Origin of the sequence: Desulfosporosinus orientis DSM 765, from assembly GCF_000235605.1 — a bacterium.
GTDB lineage: Bacteria > Bacillota > Desulfitobacteriia > Desulfitobacteriales > Desulfitobacteriaceae > Desulfosporosinus > Desulfosporosinus orientis.
The window spans coordinates 1,599,271-1,618,298 of sequence record NC_016584.1 but is presented as its reverse complement, the minus strand read 5'-3'; the positions used below and the strand labels follow the sequence as shown (position 1 = coordinate 1,618,298).

The 19,028-nt window shown below is 44.8% G+C and carries 10 protein-coding genes; 2 read left to right on the top strand and 8 right to left on the bottom strand.

Translation table 11 applies throughout. The features are described 5' to 3' along the window. Positions 1-208: 208 nt before the first annotated feature. Together DESOR_RS07520 and DESOR_RS07515 are read left to right on the top strand one after the other, a co-directional pair. Complete coding sequence (locus DESOR_RS07520; RefSeq protein WP_042330927.1) at positions 209-1,177, top strand: PocR ligand-binding domain-containing protein; 969 nt, start codon at positions 209-211, stop codon at positions 1,175-1,177. A 184-nt stretch (positions 1,178-1,361) separates the two neighbouring features. Next, a complete protein-coding gene (locus tag DESOR_RS07515) occupies positions 1,362-2,489 on the top strand; it encodes a TDT family transporter (RefSeq protein WP_014184010.1) in 1,128 nt (375 codons plus the stop codon). A gap of 40 nt (positions 2,490-2,529) precedes the next feature. On the opposite strand, the gene DESOR_RS07510 is transcribed toward DESOR_RS07515, so the two are convergent. The 8 genes from DESOR_RS07510 to cobO all read right to left on the bottom strand — a co-directional run bounded on the left by DESOR_RS07510 (position 2,530) and on the right by cobO (position 18,347). Then, complete coding sequence (locus DESOR_RS07510) at positions 2,530-8,181, bottom strand: hypothetical protein (RefSeq protein ID WP_014184009.1); 5,652 nt, start codon at positions 8,179-8,181, stop codon at positions 2,530-2,532. Between the two features lie 16 nt (positions 8,182-8,197). Further along, positions 8,198-9,718 (bottom strand): phospholipase D family protein, encoded by a 1,521-nt coding sequence (locus tag DESOR_RS07505; protein WP_014184008.1) that lies wholly within the window; start codon positions 9,716-9,718, stop codon positions 8,198-8,200. A gap of 17 nt (positions 9,719-9,735) precedes the next feature. Next, positions 9,736-13,899 carry a fibronectin type III domain-containing protein gene (locus DESOR_RS07500; RefSeq protein ID WP_014184007.1) on the bottom strand — a complete coding sequence of 1,388 codons (4,164 nt, stop codon included), beginning with the start codon at positions 13,897-13,899 and terminating at the stop codon, positions 9,736-9,738. A 367-nt stretch (positions 13,900-14,266) separates the two neighbouring features. Further along, entirely contained in the window at positions 14,267-14,791 is a 525-nt protein-coding gene (locus tag DESOR_RS07495) for a DUF6125 family protein (protein WP_014184006.1), read from the bottom strand. An 18-nt stretch (positions 14,792-14,809) separates the two neighbouring features. Next, a complete protein-coding gene (locus DESOR_RS07490) occupies positions 14,810-15,220 on the bottom strand; it encodes a cobalamin B12-binding domain-containing protein (protein WP_014184005.1) in 411 nt (136 codons plus the stop codon). A gap of 25 nt (positions 15,221-15,245) precedes the next feature. Next, positions 15,246-16,883 (bottom strand): acyl-CoA mutase large subunit family protein, encoded by a 1,638-nt coding sequence (locus tag DESOR_RS07485; protein ID WP_014184004.1) that lies wholly within the window; start codon positions 16,881-16,883, stop codon positions 15,246-15,248. After that, positions 16,876-17,832: a methylmalonyl Co-A mutase-associated GTPase MeaB gene (gene meaB, locus DESOR_RS07480; RefSeq protein ID WP_014184003.1), complete on the bottom strand. Its 957-nt coding sequence runs from the start codon at positions 17,830-17,832 to the stop codon at positions 16,876-16,878. The genes DESOR_RS07485 and meaB overlap by 8 nt, the downstream gene beginning before the upstream one ends. Beyond that, on the bottom strand, positions 17,829-18,347 hold the full coding sequence (gene cobO, locus DESOR_RS07475) for a cob(I)yrinic acid a,c-diamide adenosyltransferase (protein WP_014184002.1): 519 nt from the start codon (positions 18,345-18,347) through the stop codon (positions 17,829-17,831). Before cobO ends, meaB begins: the two co-directional genes overlap by 4 nt. Between the last annotated feature and the right edge of the window lie 681 nt (positions 18,348-19,028).

Here is a 19,028-nt window from a genome sequence, read left to right as displayed (position 1 = left end):
TATATTTCGTCTGGTCTAATTACTTAAATATAGCCACAAGATAACGCCCGCTAAGCGAAAAATAATCCGAGGAAACAGAAAATAAGTTTGCCGGACATCTTCCGCGCTGCTCCCAATTTGTATTCCCCGCGTAGTGCTGCAACGTTCATTATTGGTACACCAGAATGATTTTTGATATGATTTACATAAATATTTGGAAGAGAAATAAATGGAGATGACGAACTTGGAGTCAAGTCAAATAGTTCACTTACGCCAAAACTTTGAAACCATCCAACCAGTACTGGACAACTTCAGTACCCTGCATCAGCTTTGGTTAAAATTTGTCAGCTGCACTGGGGACTATATCCTTACGCCTAAATCTAAAACTCAAAACAATTTCTGCAGTCTGATTCGTTCTCACCCTGAAGGTCTGCAGAGATGTAGGACTTCCGTGCAGCAGTGCACACATCTCGACCCAGATCAAGCCCATCTTTTTCCTTGCCACGCAGGCTTGTATATACTCGCAATTCCCCTTCATGGTGAGCAGGAATTTCTTGGAGCCTTCGCGACAGGAGAAATCAGGATTAATAACATGATGACTGAGAGCAGTAACATCTTAAAGAGAGTCCGAGACTTGGATTTGAATAAGGTAAAACTGCTGCAGTTTTATGAACAGATGCCCATCAGAAAACGTGAAGAAATGATGATTCTTGGTAAATCCCTCCATGCTATCAGTAACAATTTTCTAAAATTGGGAATTTCATGCGGTAATGCCCTTATTACCCATAATCATCCAGCTAAAAGAGCCTCCTCCAAAACTGAGTCTTCTTTAAAGGATTATTCGTTATCCCGGTCTAATCCGTTGGTTCAACAAGCAGTAGACTATATTTTGCAAAATTATGGTCAACAACTTACTCTTGAAGAAGTAGCCAGGCAGGTTCATTTGAGCCCAGCATATTTTTCTTGCCTCTTTAGTAAAGAACAGAAACAAACCTTTTCGAACTTCTTAATAACAACCCGGTTAGAAAAAGCCAAGGAACTTCTGCAACAAAATCCTTTCGTATCAATATCTGAGATTTCTCAGCAAATTGGATATAAAGACGCCAACTATTTTTCCAGGGTTTTTAAGGAAATGACGGGTATCCCTCCTGGCCTCTACCGAAAAAGTATATTGAAAAATGAATCTCAGCAAACATAATTATAATATCGGCCCCCAGGGACCGATATTTTTCTTTAATTATATTCAAAAAGGAGTCCAGAAAAATAGAAAAATTGTGCAGAGAAAGTAATGACATAACAAGTTAAAATACGTTAAAGGGACATAAGAACAAAACTATCGGAGAAATAGCCGGAAGAAGCCCCAAGGGAGGTGTGTAATAAGGATGAATATACCAGTCTCAACAAATAAATTTCCGGAGTTAATCAAAAATTTTTCTCCTGCTTGGTTTGCCGCCGTTATGGGAACGGGAATCTTCGCTGTCACTAGTAAATACTATGCCTATTATTGGTTATGGCTGAACAACGCTGCAGTATTTCTATGGATCATCAATATCATTTTCTTTCTCGTCCTTATTGTCCCCTGGACCCTGCGCTGGTTAATATTTTACGACCACGCACTCAAAGATCTCAAGGACCCTGTTAAAGGGCAATTTTACGCAACCCTGCCCATTGCCTGCCTCGTCATGGCTGCAGATTTTCTTTTGCTGGGATCAGATTATATTGGAGCATCTTTAGTGATGAAAATCGCACAAGGTTTATGGATTGCCGGAGTAGTTCTATCTCTGGGCACAGCGTTTATTATTCCGATTCTTAATGTCTTAAATAAACTAACTATTGAAGATATTAATCCGGCATGGTTTATGCCCCCAGTTAGTTTAATTGTGGTCCCTACAGCCGGCGCCAAACTAATTCCGTACTGGCCACAGGCCTTTCAAAGATCATTGCTTATACTTAATTATGTATCTTGGGGTTCGGGTTTTTTTCTTTTTATGTTGATAGCGGTCATTTGCATCTATCGTTTTTTCGTGGCTCCTCCCCTGCCAGGTTCTTTAATCCCAACCATCTGGATTTATCTAGGTCCAATCGGTGCGGGAACCATGTCCATTCTAAACCTAGGGTCCGTTAGTGCACCCTTTCTGGGCAGTATGGTAACGCCCGTTCTTAATCTGTTCGCTTTGCTTTACTGGTGCTTCGGTTTTTGGTGGCTTATTACCGCTGGTGTGATTACTATTATCTACATCCATAAAAAGAACCTGCCCTACGCTTTATCATGGTGGGCATTTACCTTTCCCCTCGGAGCTTATACAGGTGCCACCTATCTAATTTCCATTATTGTTCAGTCCGAGGCCGTCAGGCTCTTTGGTTTTCTTTGTTACTGGTTGCTGGCTTTTTGCTGGTTGATGGTATTTAGTCATACTATTATTCATATCATCGGCCCGGGAACGAAAGGCACGATAATGTCCGGTGACGATACTCTCCAGGGGAGAGTATCGCCGAAGACACAGAGCTAACTCACCTCAAAAAGAATACTTTGCAGTATAACTAAAAATATTAGACATTGGGCAAGAGCGCCGGATAGCTGAATTCGATATAGGCTTCTTCTGGCGTATCCCTGCCTCCTCGTTTCAAAATAGGAGCAGCGGAGCCAAGGTTGCGCATAAACTTAAAATGCAAACGGTAGTTTCCTCTGGAGACGGAAGCTGCTTTTTGGCCGTCAGCCGGGAAGAAAACAAAAGCTCTGGTGTTGTCGGAGTTGCGGACAAAAATCGCTTCTTTAGCAGCAAAATAGTCCTTCATAGCAATAAAGTAGGTGTGCAAAATCTTTCCGGCAGTATCTTTGACTCTGATAAATTCCCCGTTAGCCAGAAACTGCCAGGTATTCAGACCCAAGTAGCGGTGTTCCGCTTCGGGATATGGAGCAGTATCTTGGTCTCGACCACCGGTATGGACCCGAATAACCGTTCCTCCAGGCAAAGGTTTTTCCAAACCTAATGCGCCATAGTTTTCAAATTCCGTTCGACCGACGCTTTGGTGCTCGATAACCAAACCGGAGATATTATAGTCCTCTTGCAGCAAAATATCGACCCATTCTTGATGATAGTCGGTGCTGAAAAAAGCCTGATAATCGATAGAGGCATTGATTATTTTCAGAGGGCTTGAGACTTCTTCAACCAGAAGGTTCAGGTTTTTATAGGAGGCGGTCACCGAAGTCCTCAGCCAATCAATGGGTTCGGGACTTTCGATTAAGAAACCATAGCTTTTCTGATTATCGTCCAGGGCCAGGATTTCTAAGTTTGGCGGTAATTCTCTGCGACCCAGTTTAAAGAGCTGCCATAATTTCTCGAACCTGTCTGCTTCGATCTCTGGCTGATAATGAGCGCCATTGCTGTCCAAACCAGCGAGTAACATTTCCAGATTACTTTCTTCCCCGGGGCTGAGCAGGTTATTGCTCACTCCCTGTAAACGGCCATAACTCCAAACTGCATTTTGGAAGGAATGTATTTGGTGAACAAAGTCTGCGTATTTCGAGGAGATGAAGCTGAACTGATAAAGAGGATACTGTTGCTTGCTGTTAACCCTGGCCACGAGTTTTGCTTTGTAAAGGGTTTCTGGACGCAAGGCAATTCCTTTTGCCGACAGGTTCGTGGACTTGGTTTTCTCTTGATAGTCAATATTGAAGTAACCCTGAGCATTGGTCGTTAATACCCATTGTTGTTCTTCTCTGGTTAAGGACACCTGAGGATTGTCACCCCATTGATTTTGGAATTCCACTACAGCTCCATCCAGGTCGGTGACAGGGCAGTCATTGTTATCGTAAAGCTGAATATGCAAGGACAGACCGGCTTGTAAATACATCTGCTCTACGTAAGCTTCATTATAAATGAGTCCAATATCATAGAAGCAGTAAACGGCCTTTGTCCCGTCTGCAGGAATCGTCCGCTCAATGTAGACACTGAGGTCTTGCAAAGGACCGCCTTGAGGATAATGATCCTCTTTATGTTTCTCTTCAGGCTCCTCTTCAGTCGAAGTGGTTTCAGGCAGATAAACCCCTGGCGGCTTTCCCGTCTGGAAGTAAGTATATTCACTGAATTTATAGGTTTTATCATCCCGCAGGGTTTCCGTTTCAACCTGAAGCTTATAGTACATATCTGCCTCTAAAAGGTTAGCCTCATGCTCAGACCAATGTTCTACAGTTTTTTCCGCAATATGCTGAAAGAGTTCTTTATGACTCTCGGCCCGCTGTTTTTCACTGATGGTAACATATTTAATCATTGCCAGGGTACCATCCCCAGCCAGAGTCACCTGCCGGATATTGCCGGAAAAAGTCACTGGCTGCCCAGCCATGGTCCCAGGAGGAATATCGACATTTTGGCTGGCAATTGCTTGCAAGTAATCATCATAGACTGTTGCCGTCAGCCGCGTATCCGGACCCAAGTAAAGATGAAGATCGTTCACATTTTCCGGGAATACCACCTTTAAGGAAGGGGTGGATAAAGGCTGCTGTTCCGGCAGGATATGACTGAATTCCATAATGAAAGCCGTATAGTTTTCCCTATTGGCAAAGATAACCTCGTCTATTTCACTGCCCTTTATTAAAAAGGTACTAATGCCCCATTCACCTTGAACCGGCGGGATAATTTCCTGACTTCCTACTATTGTATGCCCACTGTAGGCTGTCATGGTTACAGGCAGTAAGTGATAAAAGGTTGCCTCAACTTGTACACTGGCAGGGATCTTAACTTGAAGCTGCCCGCCAAGGATAGGAAAACCGCCGCCCTTTTCGACGTTGTCAATGGTTATCTGCTTGTTCGAAGCCAGGTAAAAAATCATGTCTTCCAGTTTAAGATAATTAGTAAAGGTTTCACCGATATAGTCCTTAAACAATACGCTGACCAATTGAGCAGGCACATAACTGCTGTTTTCTGAGAGGAGCAGTGCCCGGGTGGTACCCCAATCCTTTGGTGCAAGATAGGCCAGCACTTTAACCGGGTATACTCCGAGGAAAATAGAATCATTCTCCACAAAGGTTGCCGACAGGTACGTGTCAGCCGCCTGATCTTCAAAGTTGATGCTCTCGAAACGGGCTTCGGTCATGATGGCACCATTGACATTCTCTAAAGTACACTTTATCCAGGAGGAATTGTTGTCTAATTCCCTGGAAATATCAAAAGGGGTTCTGGCCCACATCATTAACTTGGTGTTGACAAGCTGATCTCCATCCTGGACGGCTTGCCACTTGCCAAAAACAGTTCTGTTGTCAGGGGCCCAATCTCCCCCTGACTTTGGCTTTTTGTACAGTGTAACCCCTAAAAGCCGATAACGATAATTGTACTTGCCGATCTTCTCCGCCGCAGGAGCAGGCTGGGGATTATCCCCGACCCAAGCCCCATCTTCCATAGGTTTTGCAAAAATAATCACAGGTTTAGCATCCAGGGGTACTAAGGGGCTGTCAATGAGAGCATTGGCTGGTTCAGGTACGGGTGATGCATCCATAAAACCATCCTGGTCAGCATCATAGGAAGGATAGGGTTTCATCAGCTGCCGCTCAGGAACCGGCCACTTTTCTGTCACTTTTAGATGTTCTACGCCAAAGTTAGCCAAAGCCAGGGGGATAGGGGGTTCCCCTTCTCTTTTCCACTCCAGCTCTATTTTGGCCTTTTTACTTTCTAATGGCCAGGGAAGCTTTATTTTCACTTCGAAGACTCCGTATACTCTAAAGGGGTTGGGTGTCTTGACTTCTAAGCCCGCATTGACTTCCAATTCAATGGTGAACTTAAACACACTGAGTCCCACTTGTCCGTGGAGCATTAACTCACCTTCAGCCTGCAAGGGCTTGAAGGTAACTGTCGTGCTGCCGGAAATCCAGGCCCCCAGCGTAACCCTTAAGGGACCAAATTTCCATTTCTTATCATAGCCAATCCAAGCTCCCATTTCCAAATGATTGTTGTCAATCATAAAATAGGAGTTTGCTTCAAAAATACTGAGGATTTTCGCCCTAATACGTTTTTCTTGCTCCCGCTGGCCGATATAGAGGTGCCAATTTCTGGAGTTGTGGAAATCAAAGAAAGCTTCAGCCAGGCCATTGATATCCAGGACTTTTCCATCAGGCTCAGGATAAAGGAAATCCACATGTAAATTCATTAACAAGGTGCCTACCCGAAAATCTAAAACAGCCAGGAGTTTAAAGATGGCCTTGTCTGTCAAGCTTGCCCGTTCCCGCAGGAAGTTTGCTTTCCCCTCCACGATAATCACTGGCCCGGGAATCAGGAAAACGATCATGGTTTTAGCGGCAAAGGTATAACCGTTATCCGAGAGTGTTCCCAGAGTAACACCTGCGCCAAAGGCCATGCTGTCATATTTATCGGTCCATTTATCACGTCCTCCTACTCCGCCAAGCTGGGCAACCCCTTCAGGCGCACTGGCATACCATTCGTACCAGGTCTCATTCTCATGGGGGGGCAAGGACTTTGTAGGTTCCACGTTATAACCAAACAACCCAGCCAAACCGTAAAGTGCCAGTCCTGTATTAGCTAAGGGAATACCCACTGGAAGCTGCACGTCAACGGCAATATAGAAGAAGGTATAAGCCGGTTCGGCAGTATTTTTGCCGGCCATCAACTGAACGTCTAAAGAACAGCCGTTTAAAGGGACAAGAACTAGCTTTACTCCCCCTTTGAAACCTTTTTTATTAGGTTCGTTGATAAAGGCTACCTGTCCGTCAAAGGTGAGGACATTCTTGATTTCAAAACCAACCCCAATGCCGCCGATATCTAATCCAATATCATTGAAAGGTGGTTTCCAGCTGATTTTCAGCCCCTCAACACTGCCGTTTAAAGGTATACCGTCAACCAATTTAATCCCGCCGGAGAAACCGATCCACTTCCGCCCCCCTGCTTCATTGCCAAAACCTATCTTTGTGAAGCTGGCCGTAAATCCATATAAGCTGAAGCTCTTTTGTTTGGGCAGGTTTATCCACCCGCCATCGATACTGACATGGCCCTCTGAATCTATAGACAGTGATTTTACATCCAGTTCCGGCCAATCCAGTTCATCAGAATAGATCAGTGGCTTGACAGCCCCGCTGATATTGACCAGAAACTTATCCTGGCTGCGTTGGAAACCCAGCCCTTTTATGGTCAATTTCAGCAAGTTTTCTTTAGTGAAGACCCAGAGGCCTTCGGAGTTTAATTCAGGCTTAGCCTCCGGCGGCAGCATAGCCACCAATTCTGTCTGGTCTGCCGTTAAGGCGATAACAAAGTCCCCACCGGCAGTCAGCCCTATGTCCACTAAGGCAGGTTGGTCTAAGAAAGGAAAAATAATATACCCTTTTAGCCGTGACTTGACCAAAGAGTTTTGGATAAGCTCAACGTCAATTTCTTTTAGGGCGAAGGGGATGCCGAAGATTTCCCCGATGCCTGAAGAACTGCCGTTAGAACCAATAAACGAGTTGCCTTCAGGTCCTAATTGTGGATTCCAGGTTCCGCTGACAGCTCCGGATATCCCTCCGCTGCCGATATGAAAATTCGTTAGTCTTAGATCGTTGGGCAGAACAGGCACGTTTAAATCCTTGGGCAGATGTAAGGTCAAGCTTTTAAAAATCACCCCGCGCCAAGACTCTCCTAACCCCATAGCCATTGTTTCAGGCAAAGAGGCAGTCTCAGAAACATCCACAGCAATCGTGCCTTCCAAGACAAACCCTGTGTCAGCAATAACTGAAGGGTTAAGTGTAAACTCATTCGTACCCTCAAAGGATACATTCCACTGATTATCAATGATGACCGCTGCCCCAACGGCTATTTCAGTGTATGGATTATTGGGGTCGTCAAGCCATTGACCGTTCTCTTGGACAATAGGCCGCATCCAATCTCTCGGAAAGCGCAGGCGGAAACCGCCGCCCAGCTTGACCTTGGTAGTCCCGGCAAACAGCTCTATACCACAGGTCAGCATATTTCCGGCAGCGCCGCCAAAAACCAAGGAGAACCCGCCTAAACCAGGCACCTCCCAAAGAGTTTCTTTTTCAATACTTAAATCCACTTCGATTCGGTCCCCGGGCGGCGAACCGGAGATTTTCTCATTTTCGTAACGGGTAACCAGGATAAGGTCAAGCAGATCCAATAGTTCTCCGCTGGGAGATAATTTATCCAAAGGTATAATGTCAGTAGGGATTACTTTACTTAAGGGTATACCTGCACTAATTGGCATTGACTCTTCCCTCCTCTCATCGGCTTGGCCCGGCGTAGGGGTCAATAAGTTTGTTGTTAAGCAGTTCATGGCTGCTAAAGCGAAGGGGATCAAAAGGCAAAGGTTCTGGCGTATATTGGATGACCCTGCCCGGGGAGAGCTTAAAGCCCAGATAAGCTAGCTGAGAGTCCTCTAAAGTCGCCAGGACCCCCGGATCGTTCATATTCAGCTCCATATGTTCACCCCAAAGCTGCATGCGCAAATCTTTGGCGAAACGATTATCCCGATCAAGAATCCCGACTTGCAGTTCCCCGTCATGAGTCATGCTGCGCTGGTTGAAGTTCGCTGAGCCAATCAGAACAAACTCATCATCACAGATCATAAGTTTGGAATGCACATAGATCGGGGAAAAATTTTTAGACAAGCAGACAATTACAAAATCACCCCCATTAGCCTTAGCTTCAGCAGAATCCTTGGCCGTTTTCAAATAGTACACTCCCATATCCCGTTGATACTTTTGCTGGAACCGGATAGGTCCTGCATCTTCGCTAGCGCCGGGTACGACGACAATCACTTTCACCCCTCTTTTAATTGCCTCCGCCAGCTGGAAAAACAAGTCGCTTTCTTGAGTTTTGCCGGTACGGTCATAACAAGGCGGCCATTCAAAAGGAAAGAAATACTGGTCCTCTATGTAAATGTATTTTGAGGCCTTTTTTATGGCATTGAGATAGGCAGCCCAGATGGTAAATTCACCTTGTTCAGACCAGGAATAGCTCTCAAGCAAACCTCTGGGCGCAATACCATAAGTTCTCAGAACCTGAACAGAATGAGACCCGGCAGGGGAGGGGGCGGATAGAGCGGCATTAATCGGCATAGTCTCAACGGGACTCATGAAAAGGGAGCGGGTATTGTCATTCCACCTTTCGATAAAAGTGGTTTCAAGATCAGCTACAGCCGGACCTTCAATCATAACGCCGGCATCATGGGTAGCACTTGCTCCGTCAGGCCGTTCAGGGTCAATACCCTCATGGCTTGGTTTATCCCAGCGGTTGAAGGTAATATCAATGGATCCTAACAAAGCTTTCGGTTGGTCCGGATTTTTATAACAGGTGAATTTCATGTGATTGCTGCCGCTGGAAGGATAGCGAAAATCCATGGCGATAAGAGGTATTCCTTCATCATTAAGGATACTTTGGGCCAGTTTATTACCGACATAATCGCTGGCATGGCCGGAAATAGCAATACGCACAGGTTTACCGGAACTCTCTACGGATTTTAAAGTTTGAAAAGCGTCAAAATACTCGGCCCCTTTAGGCAAAACCCGGTTAAGAACATAAGCAGAGTGATATAGTTCCCCAGCAGGCTTGGCCTCTAATTCCTGAGCAGCATCACGCCACTCATCCATGTAGTTTTTTCCGTCAATCAGCGGGGTCACCAGATTTCCATCAGTATAGGCTTGGATTTGGCTGCCGGGATGCCTGGCAACAGGCGGAAAGGACTGGACCGGATTATTAAAATCAAGAAACCATTTTTCTCGAAGTTCATCTAATGACGGCATTTTTTGGTACCCCTCCTCTAATTACTTGGCAGAGCAGCCAGAGCTGCCGGCGCGAAATCTATGTTCATATTGCCAACTTTATTGACCACCTTTAGCCTGTATTCAAGATCATGATAAGTTCCATCATTTTTATGAAGGAAGCTGTTTTGTCCCTTGGCCAGCCATCCCGAGGCATTTTTGAACTGACCGCTGTCAGCGGCTTTAAATTGAACCAGACAACTCAAGTCGGGCTGGGAAGCATCCCATGCTAAGTACACAGCGCTATAAGCCGATACCCCGGTGGGTAACGGATCGTTAAGGCCGTAAATTATACCGTCATTTCCGGCTTTGACCCATTGCAGATGACTTATCACCGGAGGCAGCGGCGAGGTCCGATCATAGGCTTGACCCGCTGCGGGAAGAGATGGAGCAGAGCGTACCACCAGAGTTGAACCTCTTTCTTCCACCGTTGACAAAGCCACAACCCGGTAAAAGTATTTTTTGCCCCCCTCAATCCCTAGGTCGATATAAAGAGAATTTGTTCCCGCAGTGACCGAATAAGCGTCACCAGGATCCTTTTTCAGGATTATCATGCGGCGAATGTCCTTGGCCAACGCCTCTGAATCCGCCCTGTAAACCAGGTATCCTGCCAAATTTGGCACATGGCAGGGAGACCACTCTATGGTGATTTGGCGGTCGCCCCCCTCAATCCTGGTAATTTGCGGTACTGCCTGGAGGGACCCGGCAGGCATGTAAACAGGATAAGTGGCCGGCCCAAAATCCCCCAGGGCACCTACTTCATTGACGGTACGAACCCGATAGAAATAACAGTTATCCGCTGTACCGTCCAGGGTATCGTCAACATAAAGAAGGGCATTATTATCAACTGCCATTGTCTCCTCTTCCCAGTAATTTCGCCTGTTCTTGTACTTGAGATCATTGGCTTCTATTGCCTTCTCATAAAGCTTGGCGAAGGCTTTCTCATTTCCCGGCAAATTAGCAAGGACCTTAAACAAAATATTCTTGTGGGGGGTTAGATAAAGCTGCGCATAATCAATACTCCTGGGATTGATAACTTTTTCCCAAATTTCCTTCCGCAAATTTTCGTTTGCTTGGGCATCAGTAATGCCTTCCAGCACTTTTAATTCATTGATCAGAGCATTAGCGGCAGACTCAGTCATTCCTTCGTAAGTAGTTTGCTGTCTTAATTCGGCGTCAACAGCAAATAAGTTTTCATCCACGGCACGATAAACGAAATATTTAAGCGTGGAATCTTTGCTCCACCGTACTGCGTAGGAGGATTTTCCATAAAAGTTGGCCGAAGTTGCATAGACCCCAGGTGCATCTGCAATAGGCTGGGCAGGCGGCTTTACCCGGAAAACTGCCATAACTGCTGCCGGACTGGAAACTGGCCCTTCACCATCATCATTAATAGCTGAAATCCCAATTTGCGCATAAACAGTTTTATCCTCAAGGGAAGAGCTCAACGGCGGGTTCTTGATATAGACCTCGTACTGCTCACCATTAGAAACGCCCTCATTCAATAATTTCTGCTGCCAGCTTAAGGGGCTGCTAAAGTCTTTATAAGCCGGTGATGTTGGCTGCCATACTACGGAAAAGTATTCCCCTTTTTGAGGGTATCGTTTGGCTACTGTGATCAAGTTAAAGGAGTTGTCCTCTGCCGACATGAATTCATTCCCAACTACTGAATAACTGATCTGATTAATCGTAACCTTGTCAGAGGCAGCTGAAATACTGCCGATTGGTCCCAGGGGCTCTGGTTTGGCAAGTCTGACTTGTAAATAATCTCCCCTTTCATAAACTTCACTGATAGCTGCTGTCTCTGAATCGATAGAAAGGAAGTCATCTTCTTTAGGAATGGGTTTATCGATGGATAAAATAAACTTACCGTCTGGGGCTCTTTTACTTGATACGATGGTATATGTCTCTTGACTAAGCCTTAACTCCATACCTGCAAAGGAATCTGCCGGAATATCCGGGTTTAAATAGGACGTCATCAACTCTAATAAGTTACCCTTTTCTGCAGGGGACTCGGCGAGATACCCCTGAACTGAATTAAGCCAGCCAAGCTGAAAATAAACATTAAATGAAACAACATCAGGAGCCTGCCTTTGTAAGTTATCTGTCCATTTCCAGCGTACTTTTAACAGAGGCTGACTCTCGTTTAGGTCAACTAGCTTTGCTTCTTCTGCGCTAAGATAATTATCTCCAGCTTCCAGATATTTTGCTTCTATATCGGCAGGGGGAGGCGGGAGGACAGATTTAAGCACTAATTCTTGCCAATTCGAATAAGAACCGATCCTCCCCCATATATCAACTGCCGCTATACTGTACTGATAGTGTCCTTTGCCCGGCAAAGTATCGGTATAATAAATCGGCGGACTGTCGGGTAAGGATTCAAGAGCAGCTTTTTCAGTAATCACTGCCGGGCGTCCCCAAGTCAGCAATTCTGGAGGACTTCCGGCTGTTTGTCGTTTGACATGGTAAGAAACAGGAGAACTGACAAGGTTATAATCAGCCGATGCGGTTGGTAAATCCCAGCACAAGGCTGCAGTATAACGATTGTCCGCTACTTGTCCATTGTCTTGTGTCATAGTCATACCGATATGCCCCTCTACCTGCAATCCCTCAGGGGGCGGCACAGGCTTAGGAGACTCTTTTCGGATATTGTAGAGAATATAGTGATACTCACCCTCGGGAATATAGGTTTCTCCGGTGCTAAGTTTATACAAAATAATGCAAGATTTTCTGCTGAGGGGAGAAATCCCTTTGATCGTAATGAAATCAATATTTTCCCTGGAATGCAGAGCGGCCAGCCCTTCCGCCTTGCTAAACACTAAGGAATCAACAATCCTATTATTCTGATAAGCCTCAATATTAAGGGTTTTGTACTCATGAGTCAGGAAGACTTGTACCTCTTTAACGGGTCTTGTGAAGCGAATTTTTAACTCCCTGGAACCAGGCTGATAGCGTAAACCCTGATTAATTTGTAACTGAGGCAAAGGCCGTTTCACAATCGTCCCGCGATCAGACGTTTCAAAAACCAGGTTATCTATGGCAGCAACGAAATAGAAACTCTCCCCTACTGAATACTTTTCGAAATCCATTAAATAGTCTAAAGTCCAGAAGGTTCCCTGAGGCCAGCCGGCAACTATTTTATAATCGTAGGATCGTCCGCTGACCACATCTTTATCGACCCAGTATAAGCCTAACATTCTGGCAATATAAGGCTTAAGAGTTGCCATCAGGACAAGATCCAGAGCAGGTATGCGGAATTCTGCAGGCTGGGCTTCAGCAGAGGAAATTGTGCTTTTTTCATCCAGGTTTAGCACCGGCCAGCCCATAGGCATTTGGTTAGAATTTTCCACTATGAGTTTTAGAATCTCTTGCAGTTCGCTAAATCTCTTACCCCTAAACCATTTCCAGACTTTTCGCGGCAGGCGGGCAGCAGCTAATAGCCAATCAGACCCATAAGCGTTCAGGTCCTGAGCTAGAGAATGACCCGGATAAACCATACCTGGGTTTTTCTTGAATAAATCCAAAATGTAATCTTTGCTGATATTCACTGGCAAGCCAAAGCCGCCTTTTTCATTAATCGGCCCTTCCCAAGTGGCAGTCAGATCCTCACAACTATAAAATCTAATTTCATATATTTGCAGATGTTTTCCCTGCATGTCGATAGAGTTGATACCTTGAGCTGAAAAAGTGAAGGTTTTTTGCCCGACTATATCGACGGCCTCCAGCCGTTCTACTGCTGTACCGCAGGTTTTAGCCGTTAATTCAGCACTCCAGTTATCCGAAAAATAAGCATCTATTTCGATATTTCGAACCTCCTGGGAAAAGGTTATCGTCGCTTTTCCATCGATAGCCAGAGCACTCCGCCTCTGGTTGTTAACCAATATCCCAGTAATTGGGATTGTGCTTTGAGTTGAAGTTAAGCTTACCGAGCAATCATTATTACCAATAGCCAACTTCCATGAATACGGCGGTTTAACCAGGTCTCCCAATTGTTCAAAGGTCATTTTAGCACCAGCGGCATTTAAACTAAGGGATGCCCGCCGATAAAGGCGAAACCCTGCGAGGGGAAAACCTAAGGCCGGATCAAAGCTCCATCTCAGATGAATGCCGGCTTCCAAACCGTCTCTGCCGTCAGTGCCATGGGCAATCATTGATAAAGTCACATCGCTGCCTCCTTTAGAAAAATTTTGATGTAGCCAATTTTAACAGAAATATCATGTAATATTTTGGTAGGATATTTAATTAATTACCTATTATGTATATAATATTCCAATTTCTAATTCTATCCTTTTATTACAATTCCTGCAGATCATCGTAAATTATTTATTAACCTGTTTAAAGCGATGATGGTTTAAATTTTAGGATGACATGAAAAGATGTCGCCCACTACTGTATAAAAAGCAGTGGACGACATCCAATGTTATTATCTCATTAAGGACTAGATCCAAAGTCCCATCCGCAATACAATAGGAGTTCAGGAGAAATAATTTTTGGGCGAACATCATGACAGTCAGAGAAAGTCTCAGTAAATTATTCTTCTTCAAGTGTGAACTTCCATCCGCAGTAAAATTCTTCGGGATGTGGATCAGGTGGACAAGCGATGCAACATGTTTTAATACGCGGATCAATCGTCGATGCGAATAAGGAGTATTCGACTTCTCCCACGGGCTTGCAAGGGTGGTCAATAAGGTTCTTGCGTTTTCTAGCTGACTGGACACGGCAGTCAAGCATTTTAAATATTAAGGAGTGGTCATCTGGTCTAGAGTACTCTTGAATATTGAGAAAGGCATAAAGCCGAAACTTTAAAGCCCTTTCCAAGGCGTCAAGTCCCCCGTTTTGGGGTAAATTAAGGAAAGACATGATGCGTTTAGCTTCTAAGACTGTAAATTTTCGCCAAGCCTCAATATCATGTTTAACTGCTTCGTCAAGACCCCGTACTTGTTCAATTGCCTGAAACCATAGTCCGTCATGTGCAATCCAACGTTTAGCAAAGTCTTCCAATAACTCTATGGTTTGTTCTCTGGTTAGATCGTCCTTAGAGTTTAATGTTACCAATTTATTTATCAGCCCCTCTCACGATTCGCTGCTCTCGAATTTCTCCCTTATCCAACTTACTATTTCCGTCGTCGGTGTTCCCGGTGTAAATAGCGCTTCCGCATGCCCGTCCTCTAAAAGTGAGTCGATGTCATCCTCTGGAAGTGTCCCCCCGCCCATCAATACTATATCCTCGGCGTTCTGCTCTTTGAGCAGTTCCTTAATTCTCGGGAAAATTGTCATGTGCGCTCCAGATAGTACACTTATTCCTATTACATCAACATCTTCCTGGATCGCTGCTTCTACTATTTGTTCCGGAGTCTGATGCAACCCGGAGTAGATGACTTCCATTCCTGCATCACGCAGTGCCCGGGCAATCACTTTAGCCCCCCTGTCATGACCATCTAAGCCCGGTTTCCCGACCAAGACACGGATTCGAGTCTCTTTCATTATGTTCCCCTCCCAAAAACTATTACTAAAATACCGCTTGTTCCCGATATTCTCCAAACACTTCTTTGAGAACGGCAATCATTTCTCCTTCCGTAGCGTAGGCCCGTACGGCATCAATGATCTTTGGTATCATGTTTTCATTTCCTAATGCTGCTTCCTTCATGTCCGCCAATGTGCTTTGAACTCTGAGGTTATCCCGGCGTTCTCTTAATTCCTTGACACTGCGCGCTTGAGCCCTTTCAATTTCAGGATTTATCTTTAAGAGGTCAATAGCCAGTTTCTCTTCCATAACAAATTCGTTGACGCCCACAATAATTCGATCTTTGGTTTCAATCTCTTGCTGATAGCGATACGCTGCATCCGCGATTTCCTGTTGGAAGAAGTTCTCACGTATGGCACCTAACACCCCGCCGAGCTCATCAATCTTTCGGAAATACTCCTCTGCACCCTCTTCCATTTGGTTGGTGAGGGTTTCTACAAAATACGAGCCAGCCAACGGATCGATTGTATTAACGACACCTGTTTCATAGGCTAAGATTTGCTGGGTTCGCAGAGCAATCTGTACGGCTTTTTCGGTGGGTAACGCTAAGACTTCGTCCATGGAATTAGTATGCAGGGATTGGGTGCCCCCAAGAACGGCTGCCATTGCCTGATAAGCAGTTCTCACTATATTGTTTTCTGGCTGCTGCCCGGTGAGAGAGCAGCCGGCTGTTTGTGTATGGAAGCGCAGAAGGAGACTTTCTTCTTTTTTGGCTCCATACTTTTCTTTCATGTGGCGGGCCCAGATTCTGCGGGCGGCTCGGTATTTGGCTATTTCCTCAAAGAAATCGGTGTGAGAGTTAAAGAAGAAGGATAACCGTGGTGCAAAGTCATCTACTTCAAGGCCGGCTTTAATACCTGCTTCGACATAGGCAAAGCCGTCGGCCAGTGTAAAGGCTAATTCCTGCAATGCTGTAGCGCCGGCTTCCCGTATGTGATAACCGCTGATACTAATGGTATTCCATTTGGGAACATTTTCTTTGGCAAAGCTAAAGATATCGGTGATTAAACGGATGGATGGCTCCGGTGGGAAAATCCAGGATTTCTGAGCAATATATTCTTTTAAGATATCATTCTGGATGGTTCCTGTTAATTTATTGGCTGACACACCTTGTTTTTCAGCGGCGACAATATACATGCACCAAATAATCGATGCAGGTGCATTGATGGTCATAGACGTGCTGACTCGGTCAAGGGGAATATCTTTGAACAAAATCTCCATATCCTGCAGAGAGTCAATGGCTACACCGACCCGGCCAACTTCTCCATAAGCGCGGGGGTGATCCGAGTCATAGCCCATAATGGTGGGCATATCAAAGGCAACACTTAAGCCTGTTTGCCCTTGGCTTAGTAAAAATTTATACCGTTCATTGGATTCTTTAGCTGTGGCAAACCCTGCGAACTGTCTCATTGTCCAGAGGCGCCCGCGATACATATTAGTCCGGACTCCCCTGGTGTACGGATACTCACCGGGATTTGCCAGATCCCGTTCGTAATCAATCTCTGCGGTATTTCCAGGTGCATAGAGTGGGTCAATCGGTACACTTGAAACTGTAAAAAATGGTCCTTTTCGCTCTTTCAAAGCTTCATAGTTTGCTTTCCAGCGCAAAAAATTGTTACTCATCCCATTTATCCCCCTTAAAACGCTCTTCCCATAACAAACGGGCTACTTCATAGGGATCCGCTTGAGCCGCATGTTCCCAAGTTTCCCTTGTTGCTTCCCATAGGCTCTCAAAAGCAGCGAGGGCTTTATCTTCCCACTGACGCCAGGTTTCCTGGCGAAGCCGTTCGATGCGATGCCTGTCTCTTTGTCCGGATTCCAGTAAATATGCTTGATGAGTGTTAATTTTTTCGTATAGGCTCTCTAAACCATTTCCGCTTACGGCACTGGTTAGAACAACAGGAGGCCGCCAAGCCTTCCCATCACAACTTAAATTCAACATCATTTCAATGTCATTTCGCATTCGGTCTGCCCCTGGTAAATCGGATTTATTAACTACAAAGATATCGGCAATTTCCATAATCCCCGCTTTAATGGCCTGAATTCCATCCCCTGTCCCTGGATTAAGGACCACCACAACGGTATCTGAAATTCGCATAATTTCCAGTTCAGACTGCCCGACTCCAACGGTTTCCAGAAGGAGCCGATGATATCCACCGGCTTCTAAAATTCTTAATACATCTGCTGTTGAACGCGTAACCCCTCCTAAATGTCCCCTTGTGCCCATGCTGCGAATAAAGACATCACGGTCTGTGCCATGGGTTTGCATGCGTATACGATCCCCTAAAATCGCCCCGCCCGAATACGGGCTGCTGGGATCAACGGCGACGATTCCGACTCGTTCCTCTTTCGAACGATAAAATTTTGTCAAGGCATCAACTAACGAGCTTTTTCCTGCACCAGGCGGCCCTGTAATTCCGACGACCATTTGTTTACCCGTTTGTTTCAGGATGGAACGCATGATATACGCTCTCTCAATGTTATCTTCGACCAACGAAATGATTTTGGCCGTTGCCCGCCGGTCCTGTTCAAAGAGCCGAGATAGTAATTGATCGATCCTTTCTATGTTCAAAATTCCATCCCCGCCTTTGCTTCAACCCCTTGGTGATAAGCATGCCGATGCTCTGTCATCTCAGTTACAGTATCTGCGATTTCCATGAACTCAGAGGATGCGTAACGTCCGGTCAGAACCAAATCAAGATGGAGTGGTCGCTTTTTGATTAAATCTATAACTTGCTCTACCGTAATTAATTTAAAGGCCACTGCGACCAGGATTTCATCAAGGACAATCAGGTCAAATTGATCCTCTTCAAGCCATTGCCGTGCTAACTCAAATCCATCTTGAGCCATCTGAATGTCAATTGGATCTGGGTTTTCGTATGAAACAAAGGACTCTTGTCCAGATTGAACGAGTGTAAAGTTGGGCAGCTTTGCGGCCATCTTTACTTCCCCATAATTCTTGCTTCCTTTCATGAATTGCAGAAACCCAACACGTTCGTTATGTCCCAATGCTCTTAAGCATAGACCTAGGGCAGCCGTTGTCTTACCCTTTCCATTTCCGGTATAAACCAATACTAATCCAGCCATACCTATTTACCTCCCTTCTCAATAAACATTTTCCTCCCTTCTCAGATTGAAAGGCTTTTAATTGCAATATTTATTCCACTTTTCTGAATTTTTAGATATTTATGCATATATATCTCGTCATACATCCGTACAAGTGAATTTATGTCTTTTTTCTACAAGAAAAGCACTCGTTTTAACATAAAAATTATAAATTTATACCTCCAATTCCAGCAAAAAAACATGGCATACGTCCCGAAAGCGGACACCATTAACACAAATTTGTACCGTTTTCAGGACGTTACATCCTACTCTACATAAGCTTCATTTACTTATTATATAGTGTGCCGGCATCTCCTTTGTTGTATGAATTACCTTCCAAATGGTAAAATGCTGGAAAGGAAAGAGGTGACATATCTTGTCTCATGAGGAATATATTCTCCAAACTAACCTTGATTATATAAAAAGTACTTTCATATTTGCGACTGTCATGTTTAGTTTAGCCCTTGTCCAAATGGTCAAGCCATCATTTTCTCTATCTTATCAATCTAATAATAAAGCCACTTATATAAAGGCCAAATTGATTGCGAAATTTATCACAGCAGCTGCATTATTTTAGGATTGTACTTATATTGTTTTACCGATCAAACTCAAAAAGCCTGGTATGGTATATGGCCTGTTTGGATTATTGTTCTCTTTTATCAT

What these genes read in the sequence shown, in the direction of transcription:
- DESOR_RS07515 (WP_014184010.1), top strand. Translation starts at nt 1,362, where the DNA reads ATGAATATACCAGTCTCAACAAATAAATTTCCGGAGTTAATCAAAAAT.
- DESOR_RS07510 (WP_014184009.1), bottom strand. Translation starts at nt 8,181, where the DNA reads ATGCCAATTAGTGCAGGTATACCCTTAAGTAAAGTAATCCCTACTGAC.
- DESOR_RS07485 (WP_014184004.1), bottom strand. Translation starts at nt 16,883, where the DNA reads ATGAGTAACAATTTTTTGCGCTGGAAAGCAAACTATGAAGCTTTGAAA.
- DESOR_RS07490 (WP_014184005.1), bottom strand. Translation starts at nt 15,220, where the DNA reads ATGAAAGAGACTCGAATCCGTGTCTTGGTCGGGAAACCGGGCTTAGAT.
- DESOR_RS07505 (WP_014184008.1), bottom strand. Translation starts at nt 9,718, where the DNA reads ATGCCGTCATTAGATGAACTTCGAGAAAAATGGTTTCTTGATTTTAAT.
- cobO (WP_014184002.1), bottom strand. Translation starts at nt 18,347, where the DNA reads ATGGCTGGATTAGTATTGGTTTATACCGGAAATGGAAAGGGTAAGACA.
- DESOR_RS07520 (WP_042330927.1), top strand. Translation starts at nt 209, where the DNA reads ATGGAGATGACGAACTTGGAGTCAAGTCAAATAGTTCACTTACGCCAA.